This is a genomic window from Kineococcus sp. DHX-1 (assembly GCF_042473625.1).
Classification (GTDB): Bacteria; Actinomycetota; Actinomycetes; order Actinomycetales; family Kineococcaceae; genus Kineococcus.
In genome coordinates, this window is record NZ_CP170445.1 from 2,056,561 (window position 1) to 2,068,732 (window position 12,172).

Below are 12,172 nucleotides of genomic sequence, written 5' to 3' on the forward strand. Positions count from 1 at the left end.
TGGCCGGGCCCCACCCCGCGCTCAGGTCAGAGCACCCACTGCCGGGGCGGGTTGCTGACGTCCGGGGCGGCCCGCCGGTCCGAGGTGGGTGCGGCCCAGCGGACGCCGTTGGCGAGCACCTGCTGGATCTCGGCCTGCTGGTAGACGGGGTACTCCTGGTCGCCGGGGGAGAAGTAGAAGATCTTCCCCTGGCCGCGGGTGAAGGTGACGCCCGAGCGGAACACCTCACCGCCCGCGAACGAGCTGATGAAGACGAGGTCGTCGGGGTCGGGGATGTCGAACAACTCCCCGTACATCTCCTGACGGGGGATCACGATCGGGTGCGGAATCCCCTGCGCGATGGGGTGCGACGGTTTGACCGTCCACACGAGTTCCTGTTCGCCCTCGTTGCGCCACGCCAGTGAGCACGTGGTGCCGAGCAGGTCCCGGAAGATCTTCGAGAAGTGCCCCGAGTGCAGGACGAGCAGACCCATCCCGCCGAGGACGTGCTGCTTCACCCGCGCCACGACGGCGTCGTCGACCTGGTCGTGGGCGACGTGTCCCCACCACAGCAGGACGTCGGTCCGGTCCAGGACGTCCGCGCTCAGCCCGTGCTCGGGGTCGGCGAGCGTCGCGGTGGACACCTCGGCGTCCGGCAGGAGCCGCCGCAGACCCGCGGCGATCGCGCCGTGCATGCCGTCGGGGTAGTACTCGCCGATGTCGGGGGGCGACCCGTTCGCCTCATGGACGCCCTCGTTCCAGACCAGGACCCTCATGCGACCGTCCCTCCGACCTGTTCCACGGGTTCGACCTTGCCGGACGCCGCCGAGCGGGCGGCGGCCTCCATGAGCGCGACGCTGCCGAGGTTGGAGCGGCCCGTGACGTCGGGCGCCCCGCCGCCGCGGATGGCCCGCGCGAACTGCCGCAGCCCCGCGGACCGGCCCCAGACGTCCATCGTCGGCAGCTGCACGGCCTCGGCGACCCCGCCCGCCAGCCCGACGCGCACCTCGTCGTCGGCGGGTCCGGAGTTGCCCCGGCCGGCGAGGGTGACGTAGCCGTCCTGGCCCTCGAAGACCCACTCGCCGTCCCAGTGGGTCTCCGGTGCGCGGGAGACCCAGCTGCCACGGTAGCTGCAGACGAGCCCGCCCTCGAGCTCGATGACGAGGACCGCCGCGGCCTCCTCGGTGTACTTGCTCCACGAGGGGTCGGTGACCTTGGCGTAGACGCTGACCGCCTCGCGGCCGGTCGTCATGCGCAGCAGGTCGAAGTGGTGGATCGCCATGTCGTAGATGAGCGGGTGCGGGAACTGGTAGTGCCGGTACGTCTCGACGGGGGCGTCGTGGTCCCAGCGCCGGAAGTCGACGTGGACGACGGACAGGTCACCGACCGTGCCCGCGGCCAGGAGTTCGCGGACCTTCTGCGGACCGGGGTAGAAGCGGTAGTTCTGGCTCACCTGCAGGACGAGGCCCAGCTCCTCGGCTCGCTCCACCGCGGTGCGGGCCTCGGCGACCGTGCCGGCGAAGGGCTTCTCGACGAGGACGTGGAGCCCGGCGTCGAGGGCTTCGAGCGCCACGGGGACGTGGAAGTCCATCGGGGCGGTGACGACGACGCCCTCGGCCGGGACCGCCTTCGCCGCCTCGGTGAGGGAGGTGAAGCACATGTCGTCGGGCAGGCCGAGCTTCTCCTGCGCGGCCCGGAGCGTCGGCTCGTGGGCGTCGACGATGGCGACCCGGTCGACCTCGGTCACCGGGGGGATGGCGTTGCGTTCCCAGTCACCTCCCCAGCCGCCGAGCCCGACGTGGAGGATCCTCGTCCGGGAGGTCTTGGTCTGGTCCGGGGTGATGTCAGCAGCGACCACGATCTCGACGCTACACGGTGGCCGGTGGGCCGGGGAGGGGGTGGGGGACGTGGTCTGGGATCGTTCCCGGGTGCGCACGCTCGACGTGCGACGGCACAGCCTGTGAAGAAGGGGCCCGGACGCGGTCGGGGGTCGGAACTGTCCCAGGGCGGGGTCGAGCTCGCCGCCACGTGGTCGGGCGGTCCGTACGCGCGAGTGGTGACGAGTCGCGTGCCCCGCGCGGTGGAGACCGCCCTGGCGATGGGCTGCGCCGTCGACGAGACGGTCGAGTTCCCGGACTGGTACCGCGAGCCGTCTTTCCCGAAGCACGCCCAGTGGACCTGGCCGGACCCCTTCGCCGAACTCCGGCGCCGCCTGTGCGAGGACGCCGAGCTGCGGGCCGTGGCCGCGGCGCACCTCTCCGTCTGGACCGCGGCGGTGTCGGCCTGCGCCGACGGCGGGTCCGCCCTCGTCGTCGGCCACGGGGGTGCCGTCGAACTGACGCTGGTGGCCGCGCTGCCGCACGCGCCCACCGCGGGGTGGGGTCCGCCGCTCACGCCCGGCGAGGGAGTCCGCCTCGAGTTCCGGGACGGCGGGTTCACGGCACTGCGCTTCCTGAGCGCCGACGGTCACGTCGACGTCTCTCGGGCAGGGTGGGATGCCCCAGCACCGGGGGTGGTTCGCGTCGGTACCGGTGACCGGTCCTGACCGTCAGGACCGTCCGACCCCGCTCGTCACTGGTGGTGGTGAAGCCGGGCAGGTCCTTGGTGTAGTTGCACGAGCGGCACAGACCCTGACCGTTCTCGATGCTCGTCCCCCCTCCGCGCGACCACGGGATGACGTGGTCGACGTGCCGGATCGGCGCCTCGCACCACGGGGTGGCGCACCGCTGGTCACGGCGCCTGAGGTACCGGGCCAAGGCCGGTGGGAACAGGCGGGACTTGGCGTCCATCGCGACCAGCTCGTCGGTTCCTGGTCTGCAGTACAGCCGCCGGATCCAGGTCTGCTCCCTCTCCGCAGCGTCCCGGACCAGGTCCCGGGCCTGCTGAGCGGGGACCGGGCCGCCGTCGACGCCCTCGCACCAGACCCGCGCTGAACTGGTCCCCTCCCGCAGCAGCGCCGCCTCGTCCATGACCAGCTCCTCGGTGACCGGGATCGGGTCGGTGACGAGCTCTGCGCCGGTGACGCGGGCGAACAGGACGTCGTACATCGCCTGGTCCTCGGTGCGTTCGTCGCTCGGATCGGCGCGCAGCTGGTCGGTGGCCGCGCGGCGCAGCGTGGTGAGCAGGGTGAGGTTGGCGGCCGGGGTACCCACGGCGGTGAAGAACGTCATGTGGTCGGCGCCGGGCCGCACGGTGCAGCGGCGGGTGCCCTCGGCTCGGCGGTTCCTCTCGACCGCCGCGGCCGGATCGGCGGCGTCAGCCAGGGCGCGGGCGGCACCGGCCAGGTAGCGGTGCCCGAGGCCGGGGCGGCGGTACTCCCGCCGCATCCGTTCGTCGATGCGGGCACGGTCGGCTGGGCTGACGTGGCAGGTGGCGGTCACGACGTCGCGGGCGGCGCGTTCGGTGATGAGGCCCTCGGCCAGCGCGGTCAGGGTGACGGGCATTTCCTGCACCAGCACCGTCGCCGCGGCCACCAGGGCAGTGCCGGTGGAGGGGGACACCTGCCGCGCCAGGGCGATCTCGCGGGTGGTCGCCGCCTCCCCGCCGGCGCGTCCGGTCATCAGCTGGGCGTAGCGGGCGGTGGCCTGAACCTGACGGGCCAGGAGAGCCCGGATCTGCCGTTCGGCCTCGGTGATGACGTCGACCAGCTGCGCGGGAGTCATCTGCTCCAGGGGTGCAGCGGTCGACGTCATGGCGTGAGGGTACGCCCCGACGACCGGTGAGACAAGAGCGAATCCGTTGCACTGCAACGCATCTGCAGAGACAAGGACCCTCCGGTCCCAGTTCTACCAGCCGCCCCCGACGCGACGGACCACGTCGTCCACAGGTTCGCCGGACGTCACCCTGCGTCGCCCAGCAATTCCTGCAGACGCGCCACCCGGTGTCGCACCTGCGGGTGGTCGTCGGGCAGGTTGCGCAGCGGCCCGAGCCACCGGCACAGTTGCCGCAGCCCCAGCAGCAACGCACTCCGCCGCAGCGTTCCCAGATCGACGGTTGGTCCGTACCCGCGCAGCAGGTGCGGCAACAACCCCGCCGGCAGGGTTTCGCCGTCGTGCAGCAGGAAGTGCGCGAGGTCGAACCAGGGTTCGGCACCGCGGGCCTCACCGAAGTCGATGAACCCGGTGAAACCCGGTCCCACGCAGAACACGGGGGTCACGTCGAAGTCCCCGTGCACCAGGGTCGGCGCAACGTCCAGGGCCACCTGCTCCGCGACGAACCCCGCGCACCGGTCCAGCTCGTCCGCGGTGAAGAGCGGGCCCAACCGCCCCGGCCACGGATCCGGCAGGTGCGACCGCACGAACTGCTCGTGCGTGGCGAACTCACCCCGCAGGGGCCAGCCGGGACCCCTCCGCCGGACGAACCCGAAACCGTCGACCGGGAACGAGTTCACCGTCCGCAGGTGCCGCCCCGCCGCCTCGAGCACCGCGGGGGCGTGCCGCACGTCCGTGAGCGGTCCGCCGGGCACCTCGGTGGTCAGGCCCGCCCACCGGTCCGCGTCCGGCACCCACGCGACGGCGACGAACCGCGGGACCGGAACTCCAGCCGCGAGCAGGCGCGCGTGGAGTTCCGCGTCGGTCCAGAGATCGTCCTCGGGTTCCTCGCCGAACCGCAGGTACCAGGTCCGCCCCCCGGTCCGGACGCGGTGGACGACGGTCGAGACGCCGTCGGCGACGCGCTCGACGATCACCCCGGGTCGGCGCCCGTCGCGACCGGCCGGGCGGGATCGGCCACCCACTCCGACCACGACCCCGGGTACAGGGTCGCGGTGTACCCGGCGACCTCCAGCGCGAGGAGCGTGTGCGCCGCGGTCACCCCGGAACCGCAGTACACGCCGACGGGAGCGCCGGACCCGACGCCCACGGCCGCGAACCGGGCGCGCAGGTCGTCCGCGGGCAGGAACGTCCCGTCCGCCGAGACGTTCGCCGTCGTGGGGGAGTTCACCGCGCCGGGGACGTGCCCGGCCACGGGGTCCACGGGTTCGACGTCACCGCGGTAGCGCTCGGTCGCCCGGGCGTCGAGCACCAGGCCGGAGCGCGCCAGGTCGGCGACCTCGGCGGCGTCCAGGACCGGCAGCGCGCCCGGGGCCACCTCGACGTCGCCGGGGTCGGGCAGCGGGACGTCCGTGCTCACGTCGAACCCGGCGGCCGTCCACGCGGCCAGCCCGCCGTCGAGCACCCGCACGTCCTGCAGCCCCGCCCAGCGCAGGACCCACCACCCCCGGGCCGCGCTCGTCGACGCGGCGGCGTCGTAGACGACCACCCGGGAACCGGTGCGAACCCCGGCGTCCCGCAGCACCTCCTGCAACGCGACCGGATCGGGCAGCGGGTGCCGTCCCTCGCCGGCGCGGCGGGGACGCGACAGCTGCGTGTCGAGGTCGACGTAGACGGCGCCGGGCACGTGGCCGGCGGCGTACTCCGCGGCGCCGTCGGGGCCGCCGAGCGCCCAGCGCACGTCGAGCAGGACGGGCGGGTCGTCGCCGGAGAGTTCGTGCCGCAGCGCGTGGACGTCGATGAGCGGACCGGTCATGGCGCCACTGTGCCGCACGCCTGCCCGCCGGCAGAGGCCCGTAGCCTGCCCGAGTGCTCCCCGAGGACCTGCGCCAGGCCGCCGACACCTACGTCACCGGAGGGGAGTTCGCGGCCGAACTGGCCCGTGCGGTGGCCCACCGCACGGTGAGCAGCGACCCGTCCGGCCGACCGCACGTCCTCGCCTACCTGACCGGCCAGCTCGCACCGACGCTGCGGGACAGCGGCTTCGCGGTGACGGCGCACGACGACGCCCCGGCGCCGTTCCTCCTCGCCACCCGCCGGGAGGACCCGGACCTGCCGACGGTCCTGCTCTACGGCCACGCCGACGTCGTGGACGTCTCGATCCCGTGGCGCGCCGACCTCGACCCGTGGGTGCTGACGCGGGAGGGGGAGCGCTGGTACGGCCGGGGCAGTGCGGACAACAAGGGGCAGCACCTGCTGAACCTGGCCGCGTTGCGGCTCCTGCTGGCCCACCGCGGCCGGCTGGGGTTCAACGTCACCGTGCTCGTCGAGTCCGCCGGGGAGGTCGGCTCGCCCGGCCTCGCGGAGTTCGCGGCCGCGCACCGCGAGGACCTGCGGGCCGACGTGCTCGTCGCCTCCGACGGCCCGCGGGTGGCCGCGGACCGGCCGACCCTGTTCCTCGGCACCCGCGCGGCCGCTCAGGTGCACCTCGACGTCGACCTGCGCCCGGACGCGCGGCACGCCGGCAACTGGGGCGGGGTCCTGCGCAACCCGGCGACGACGCTCGCCGGGGCCGTGGCCTCCCTCGTCGACGGCCACGGGCGTCTGCAGGTGCCCGCGCTGCAGGCGCCGCCGGTCGACGACGAGGTCCGCGCCGCGCTGCAGGCGGTTCCCGCACCCGAGGTCTCCCCGGGCTGGGGCGATCCGGACCGCACTCCTGCCGAACGCCTCCACGCCGGGAACACCCTCGAGGTCCTGGCCCTGGGAGCCGGCGACGTCGACCACCCCGTGGGCGCGATCCCCGGCCGGGCCCGGGCCGTCCTGCAGTTCCGGTACGTCGCGGGGACCGACGTCAGTCGTCTCGAGGAGGTCCTGCGCGAGCACCTCGAGGAGCGCGGGTTCGCCGAGGTGGGGGTCAGCGCGCACGGCGAACCGGCCAGCCGCACGCCGCTGCCGGACCCCTGGGTGCGGTGGGCGCGGTCGGTCCTGGAACCGGCCACCGACGGGCGGCTCGTCGTCCTCCCGAGCCTCGGCGGCACCCTGCCCAACGGCGTCTTCACCGACGTCCTGGGCCTGCCGACGCTGTGGGTCCCGCACTCCTACCCGGGCTGCGGGCAGCACGCGGCCGACGAGCACCTGCCGGTCGAGGTCGCCCGGGACGGCCTGCGCACGGTGCTGGCCCTGTTCGCGGCCCTGGGCAACGACTCCGGTCCCCGGCAGTAGGGTTCCGCGCGTGCGCCGCTGGTCCGAGGTCCCCGTCCTGCGACGCGTCGAACCGTTCGTCGTCGCCATCCTCACCGCGGTCCTCGTCGCCGCCCTGCTCCCGGCCGGCGGCGCCGTCGCCACCGGGTTCTCGTGGGGCACGACGATCGGCGTGGGCGTCCTGTTCTTCGTCTACGGCGCCCGCATGGCCCCGGCCGAGGCCGTCGCCGGCCTGCGGAACTGGCGGTTGCAGGGGGCGGTCGGCGCGACGACGTTCCTGCTGTTCCCGCTGCTCGGGCTGCTCATGGCCTTCGTGGTCGGCGGGTTGCTCGACGACGGTCTCGTGGCCGGGTTGCTGTTCCTCTCGGCGTTGCCGTCGACGGTGCAGTCGTGCGTCGTGTTCACGGCCATGGCTCACGGGAACGTGCCCGGAGCCGTCGTCAGCGCCACCGTCTCCAACCTCGCCGGGATCGGGCTCACCCCGCTCCTGGCGGCGCTGCTGCTGGGGTCCAGCGGCGCCGGCCCGGACGCGGGGGCGGTGGGCCGGATCCTGCTGCAGCTGCTCGTGCCGTTCCTCGCCGGCCTCGTGGCGGGCCGCTGGATCGGGGAGTGGGTGCGCGCCCACAAGCGCCGGCTGACGCTGCTGGACCGCGGCGTCATCGTCGCCGTCGTCTACGCCGCGTTCAGTCGCGGGGTCCGGCAGGGGGTCTGGCAGGAGGTCACGGTCGCCGAGGTCGTCGTCGTCCTGCTGTGCGCGGCCGCGTTCCTGGCCGCCGTCCTCGCCGTGGCCTGGTGGGCACCGCGGTTGTGGCGGGCGAACCGCGGAGACCGGGTGACGATCGCGTTCTGCGGGTCGAACAAGTCGCTGGCGACGGGGTTGCCGATGGCGACGGTGCTGTTCGACCCTCACGTGGTGGGTCTGGTGGCCCTACCGGTCATCCTCTACCACCCGCTCCAGATCACCGTCTGCTCGTTCCTCGCCGGCCGCCTCGGCCGCACGCCGCTGCTCCAGGGGTGACTCCCCGAACTCGACGTGGACCTTCTCGAACCCCTTGTGCCGCTGGGCCTTGGCGATGCGGGTGTAGGCGCGCTGGTCGCCGGCGGTGAGTTCGACGGCGTCGGTGAAGGGGGTGAGCAGCGCCCGCGGGTACAGCTTGCGGCTCCGGACGACGTCCACCTCCACACACAGGACGACGCAGACGGACGTGACGAAGAGGAACGCGATGACGCCCAGCAGGGCGGTGAACACCTGGTTCGAGACGCTGCTCCGCTCGGCGACGAGCGCCACCAGGCCGCGCCCGAAGTACTGCAGCAACTGCCACAGGACCGCCATGGCCAGAGCGCCCGGGAGGATCGTGCGGAAGGGCGGCCGGTGCGCCGCGGCGAGCCAGAACGCCATGGTGAACCCGATCCCCGCCAGGACCGTGTACCCGACCCGGCTGGCGGCGTCGGAGAGGAATCCCGCGTCCCCCACGACGTCGCCGAGGACGACGTTCAGCACGGTCGTCCCCACGACGAACAACCCCGCCGTCACCATGAGCAGGAGGCTGCGCAGGCGGGCCTTGAACGGGTTCGGGCGTTCGTTGCGGGGGATGCCCCAGGCCGTGTTCACGGCGTTCTGCACCGCGAGCCCGACCCCCAGGGAACCGTAGAGCGCACCCACGACGCCGATGGCCAGGCCGACCCCGCCACCTCCCACGGCCCCGGGGTCACCGATCTCCTGGCCGATGACGGGGATCTGCGCGACGGCCGAGTTGACGATCTCCTCCTGGGCCCGCGGGTTCCCCGACAGGACGAACCCCAGGATGGTCGACAGCAGCAGGAGCAGCGGCACCAGGCTCAGCAGCCCGTAGTAGGTGATGATGACGGCGAGGTAGGCGCCCTGGTCCTCGAAGAACTTGTAGACGACCGCCAGGGGGTAGCCGACGACGGGGTGCCGACGCTGGAACCCGTCGATCCTCGAGACCGACGACATCGACCTGTTCCCGCCTTCCGCAGCCCAGCGCCCGACCGTGCGGGACGAGGGTACGGGGGACCCCTCAGCCGCGCACCTCGTCCACCAGCACCTCGGCCAGCACCTCGACGACCCGGGCCCACACCGCGCTGCCCGGGTCGACGACCGAGAAGTGGTCGCCGTCCTCCTCCACGACGTGCACCTCGTCCCCCGCCGCCCGGGCGGCGTCGGCGAACCGGCGCGAGGCGTCGAGGAGGTCCGGATCGTCGCCGCGGCAGCAGACGACCGCCACGGGGGCCCCGATGGGCAGTCGGGCCAGCGGCGAGGACGCCGCGTAGACGGCGGGCAGCTCCTCGGGCGTCCCGCCCAGCGCCCCGGCCACCGCGTGCTCAGACAGGGCCCGCGCGTGGATCGAGCGCAGGTCCAGGCAGCCGGCGAGCGACACCGTCAGGGCGGGCTTCGCGCCCACCGGCAGGTCGGCCGTGAGCCGGCCGACGAGCTGGCCGCCCGCGGAGTGCCCCAGCGTGACGACCCGGGAGAGGTCCAGCGGGCCGTCGACGTCCGCGAGCGCCGCGTACCCGGTCGCGACGTCGGCGGTGGTGGCGTCCCAGCCGTGCCGGTCGGGGCGGCGGTACTCGAGGTTCCAGGTGGCGTAGCCGCGGGCGGTGAGGTCGGCGGCGGCGGCGTGCAGGGTGTCGTTCTCCCAGCGCGAGCGCCAGTAGCCGCCGTGGACGAGGACGGCGACGGGGTGCGGTCCGGGGCCGTGGACGGCGGGGTCGGGCAGGCGCAGGTGCGCGTACTGGTCGGGGTCGTCCCCGTACGCGACCCGGGTGGCGGGGGCGGTCCGTTCGAAGAACCAGTCGTCGACCGCGAACCGGAGTCCGGCGGTGCCGCGCCAGCGGACGTGGCGGCGGACACGGTGGGAGGGGTCGACGTCGCGGGCGTCGACGTCCACCCGCACGACGGACGTCTCGAGGTCTCCCAGCAGCTCGTCGGCGGGGGTGTCGTCGCCGGTGACGAGGAGGAACTCCCCGGTGGTGGCGGCGGTGGCCAGGGCGGCCCGGAACTCCTCGGCGTCGGTGGTCAGGACGAGGGAGCCGCGCAGGCCGCGGGCCCGCAGGGCGGCGTCGAAGACCTCGCGGGCGGTCCGGGAACCGGCCAGGACGCCGGGCGCGGCGACCGCCACGAGGCCGGGCAGGGGAGCAGCCATCAGGACCCGATCTCGGTGCGGACGGCGTAGAGCTCGGGGAAGAAGGTGAGGTCGAGGGCGCGCGCGAGGAAGTCGACTCCCGAGGAGCCGCCGGTGCCGCGCTTGAAGCCGATGGTGCGCTCGACGGTCTTGAGGTGGCGGAACCGCCAGAGCTGGAAGTTCTCCTCGAGGTCGACGAGCTCCTCGCAGGCCTCGTACTCGGTCCAGAACTCCTCGGCCTGCTCGTAGATCCGCCGGAACACGGGGACGAGGTCGGGGGCCATGACGTGGGCGCGGGTGACGTCGCGCTCGAGCAGGGCGGCGGGGACGGCGTGCCCGCGGCGGGCGAGGAACCGCAGGAACTCGTCGTACAGGCTGGGGGCGTGCAGCAGCTCGGCGAGTTCGGCGTGCCGGGCCGCGTCGTGCGCGAAGACGTCGAGCATGGCGGCGTTCTTGTTGCCCAGCACGAACTCCACGGCGCGGTACTGGTGGGACTGGAATCCCGAGGAGTTCGCGAGGAACCCGCGGAACTGGGCGTACTCGGTGGGGGTGAGGGTGGCCAGGACGGACCACTGCTCGGTGAGGGTGCGCTGGATGTGCTTGACGCGGGCGATGTTCTTCAGGGCGGTCTTGAGGTCGTCGGCGCCGATGGCGCGGACGGCGGAGCGCAGTTCGTGCAGCACGAGCTTGAGCCACAGCTCGGACGTCTGGTGCTGGACGATGAAGAGCAGCTCGTCGTGGTGCTCGGGGACGGACAGCGGGTGCTGCGCGCGGAGGAGTTCGTCGAGGTGGAGGTACTCGCCGTAGGACATGTCCCGGGTGAAGTCGGTGACGACGCCCGACTCGACGGCGCGGGTGTTCTCGCTCATGCGGACCGGACCAGGCGTTCGAGGGCGACGACCCCGTCGAGGACCTCGCCGAAGCTGGTCGACAGGGGGGCCAGGCCGAGGCGGATGCCGTCGGGGGTGCGGAAGTCGGGGACGACGCCGTCGGCCCACAGCCGCCGCGTGACGTCGCGGAAGTCGGCGCCGCTGCTGCCGGAGCGGACGGTGACGTGCCCGCCGCGGGTGGCCGGGTCCCGGGGGGTGACGACCTCGACCCCGTGCGGGGCGAGGAGGGCGTCGGCGAGCTCGACGGCGAAACCGGTGAGCAGCAGCGACTTCTCGCGGACGGCGTGGATGCCGGCCCGTTCGAGCTGGTCGACGCCGGCGCGCACCGGGACCATCCCCAGGATGGGCGGGGTGCCGGAGACGAGCTGCCGGACGCCGGGTCCGGGCTGGTAGCCCTGGCCCATGGCGAACGGGTCGGCGTGCCCCATCCAGCCCTGGACGGGTTGGTGCAGCACGCCCTGGTGGCGTCGGGCGAGGTAGGCGAAGGCGGGGGCGCCGGGGCCGCCGTTGAGGTACTTGTACGTGCAGCCGACGGCCAGGTCGATGCCCCAGGCGTCCAGCTCCAGCGGGACGGACCCGACGGAGTGGGACAGGTCCCACAGGACGAGGGCGCCGGCGTCGTGGACGGCGCGCGTGATCCCCTCGGCGTCGGCGAGGTGGCCGGAGCGGTAGGCGACGTGGCTGAAGGTCGCGAGCGCCGTGCGGGGTCCGACGGCGGCGCGGACCTGGTCGAGGGTGATGCCGGCGGCGGGGTCGGTCTCGATCCAGCGCAGGGTGAGGCCGCGTTCGGCGGCGACGCCCTCGAGGACGAAGCGGTCGGTGGGGAAGTTGTCGGTGTCGCAGACGACCTCGTCGCGCCCTTCGCGCAGGCCGTGGTCCACGGCGGCCCGGACGAGCTTGTAGAAGAGGACGGTGGTGGAGTCGGCGACGACGGTCTGCCCGGCGGCGGCGCCGAGGGCGGCGCGGCCGACGCGGTCGCCGAGGTCGACCGGCCAGTCCATCCAGCCGCCGTCGGGGACGTGGGTGTCGCCGCTCCAGCCCTGGATGAGCCGGCCGCCCCACTCGTGGTGGACGAAGCGGTCGACGGCGTCGGCGGTGGCCTTGAGGGGGCGGCCGAGGGAGTTGCCGTCGAGGTAGGCGGAGACGGCGGGGGCGGCGTCGAGGAGGAACTCGTCGCGGTGGGCGGCGAGGGGGTCGGCGGCGTCGAGGGCGGCGGCGCGGGCGGCCCAGTCCGCCAGGTCCCCCGTCA

Annotated in this window: 12 protein-coding genes; 3 read left to right on the top strand and 9 right to left on the bottom strand. The window is 73.8% G+C overall.

The genetic code is table 11. The features are described from left to right. Nucleotides 1-26: 26 nt before the first annotated feature. Both ACFEMC_RS09930 and ACFEMC_RS09935 read right to left on the bottom strand, forming a co-directional pair. On the bottom strand, nt 27-755 hold the full coding sequence (locus ACFEMC_RS09930; protein WP_380175895.1) for a ThuA domain-containing protein: 729 nt from the start codon (nt 753-755) through the stop codon (nt 27-29). Further along, nucleotides 752-1,837: a Gfo/Idh/MocA family protein gene (locus tag ACFEMC_RS09935; protein WP_380175897.1), complete on the bottom strand. Its 1,086-nt coding sequence runs from the start codon at nt 1,835-1,837 to the stop codon at nt 752-754. Before ACFEMC_RS09935 ends, ACFEMC_RS09930 begins: the two co-directional genes overlap by 4 nt. A 198-nt stretch (nt 1,838-2,035) precedes the next feature. Here ACFEMC_RS09935 and ACFEMC_RS09940 point away from each other — a divergent pair, with 198 nt between their 5' ends. Continuing rightward, the gene (locus ACFEMC_RS09940; RefSeq protein ID WP_380175899.1) at nt 2,036-2,524 is read left to right on the top strand and encodes a histidine phosphatase family protein; all 489 of its coding nucleotides are present in this window, start codon (nt 2,036-2,038) and stop codon (nt 2,522-2,524) included. Here the strand turns inward: ACFEMC_RS09940 and ACFEMC_RS09945 are convergent. From ACFEMC_RS09945 to ACFEMC_RS09955, 3 genes are all read right to left on the bottom strand, one after another. Continuing rightward, nucleotides 2,415-3,671, bottom strand: a complete 1,257-nt coding sequence (locus tag ACFEMC_RS09945) for an HNH endonuclease (RefSeq protein ID WP_380175901.1) — start codon at nt 3,669-3,671, stop codon at nt 2,415-2,417. The two genes, ACFEMC_RS09940 and ACFEMC_RS09945, sit on opposite strands and share 110 nt — an antisense overlap. Before the next feature lie 146 nt (nt 3,672-3,817). Beyond that, nucleotides 3,818-4,666 carry an aminoglycoside phosphotransferase family protein gene (locus ACFEMC_RS09950; protein WP_380175903.1) on the bottom strand — a complete coding sequence of 283 codons (849 nt, stop codon included), beginning with the start codon at nt 4,664-4,666 and terminating at the stop codon, nt 3,818-3,820. Continuing rightward, nucleotides 4,663-5,505, bottom strand: a complete 843-nt coding sequence (locus ACFEMC_RS09955) for a sulfurtransferase (RefSeq protein ID WP_380175905.1) — start codon at nt 5,503-5,505, stop codon at nt 4,663-4,665. Before ACFEMC_RS09955 ends, ACFEMC_RS09950 begins: the two co-directional genes overlap by 4 nt. Before the next feature lie 53 nt (nt 5,506-5,558). Here ACFEMC_RS09955 and ACFEMC_RS09960 point away from each other — a divergent pair, with 53 nt between their 5' ends. Further along, nucleotides 5,559-6,911, top strand: coding sequence for a M20/M25/M40 family metallo-hydrolase (locus ACFEMC_RS09960; RefSeq protein WP_380175907.1), 1,353 nt, complete (start codon nt 5,559-5,561; stop codon nt 6,909-6,911). Between the two features lie 10 nt (nt 6,912-6,921). Further along, nucleotides 6,922-7,908: a bile acid:sodium symporter family protein gene (locus ACFEMC_RS09965; RefSeq protein WP_380175909.1), complete on the top strand. Its 987-nt coding sequence runs from the start codon at nt 6,922-6,924 to the stop codon at nt 7,906-7,908. Here ACFEMC_RS09965 and ACFEMC_RS09970 read toward each other — a convergent pair. The 4 genes from ACFEMC_RS09970 to ACFEMC_RS09985 form a co-directional block, all read right to left on the bottom strand. Continuing rightward, the gene (locus tag ACFEMC_RS09970) at nt 7,819-8,865 is read right to left on the bottom strand and encodes a YihY/virulence factor BrkB family protein (RefSeq protein ID WP_380175912.1); all 1,047 of its coding nucleotides are present in this window, start codon (nt 8,863-8,865) and stop codon (nt 7,819-7,821) included. The two genes, ACFEMC_RS09965 and ACFEMC_RS09970, sit on opposite strands and share 90 nt — an antisense overlap. Nucleotides 8,866-8,929: 64 nt before the next feature. Further along, nucleotides 8,930-10,054 carry an alpha/beta hydrolase gene (locus tag ACFEMC_RS09975; RefSeq protein ID WP_380175914.1) on the bottom strand — a complete coding sequence of 375 codons (1,125 nt, stop codon included), beginning with the start codon at nt 10,052-10,054 and terminating at the stop codon, nt 8,930-8,932. Next, entirely contained in the window at nt 10,054-10,902 is an 849-nt protein-coding gene (kynA, locus tag ACFEMC_RS09980) for a tryptophan 2,3-dioxygenase (protein ID WP_380175916.1), read from the bottom strand. The genes ACFEMC_RS09975 and kynA overlap by 1 nt, the downstream gene beginning before the upstream one ends. Continuing rightward, nucleotides 10,899-12,161 (bottom strand): kynureninase, encoded by a 1,263-nt coding sequence (locus ACFEMC_RS09985; protein ID WP_380176718.1) that lies wholly within the window; start codon nt 12,159-12,161, stop codon nt 10,899-10,901. The genes kynA and ACFEMC_RS09985 overlap by 4 nt, the downstream gene beginning before the upstream one ends. Nucleotides 12,162-12,172 lie beyond the last annotated feature (11 nt).

Coding starts and splice junctions, on each gene's coding strand:
- ACFEMC_RS09945 (WP_380175901.1), bottom strand. CDS start 3,671: ATGACGTCGACCGCTGCACCCCTGGAGCAGATGACTCCCGCGCAGCTG.
- ACFEMC_RS09975 (WP_380175914.1), bottom strand. CDS start 10,054: ATGGCTGCTCCCCTGCCCGGCCTCGTGGCGGTCGCCGCGCCCGGCGTC.
- ACFEMC_RS09970 (WP_380175912.1), bottom strand. CDS start 8,865: ATGTCGTCGGTCTCGAGGATCGACGGGTTCCAGCGTCGGCACCCCGTC.
- kynA (WP_380175916.1), bottom strand. CDS start 10,902: ATGAGCGAGAACACCCGCGCCGTCGAGTCGGGCGTCGTCACCGACTTC.
- ACFEMC_RS09955 (WP_380175905.1), bottom strand. CDS start 5,505: ATGACCGGTCCGCTCATCGACGTCCACGCGCTGCGGCACGAACTCTCC.
- ACFEMC_RS09930 (WP_380175895.1), bottom strand. CDS start 755: ATGAGGGTCCTGGTCTGGAACGAGGGCGTCCATGAGGCGAACGGGTCG.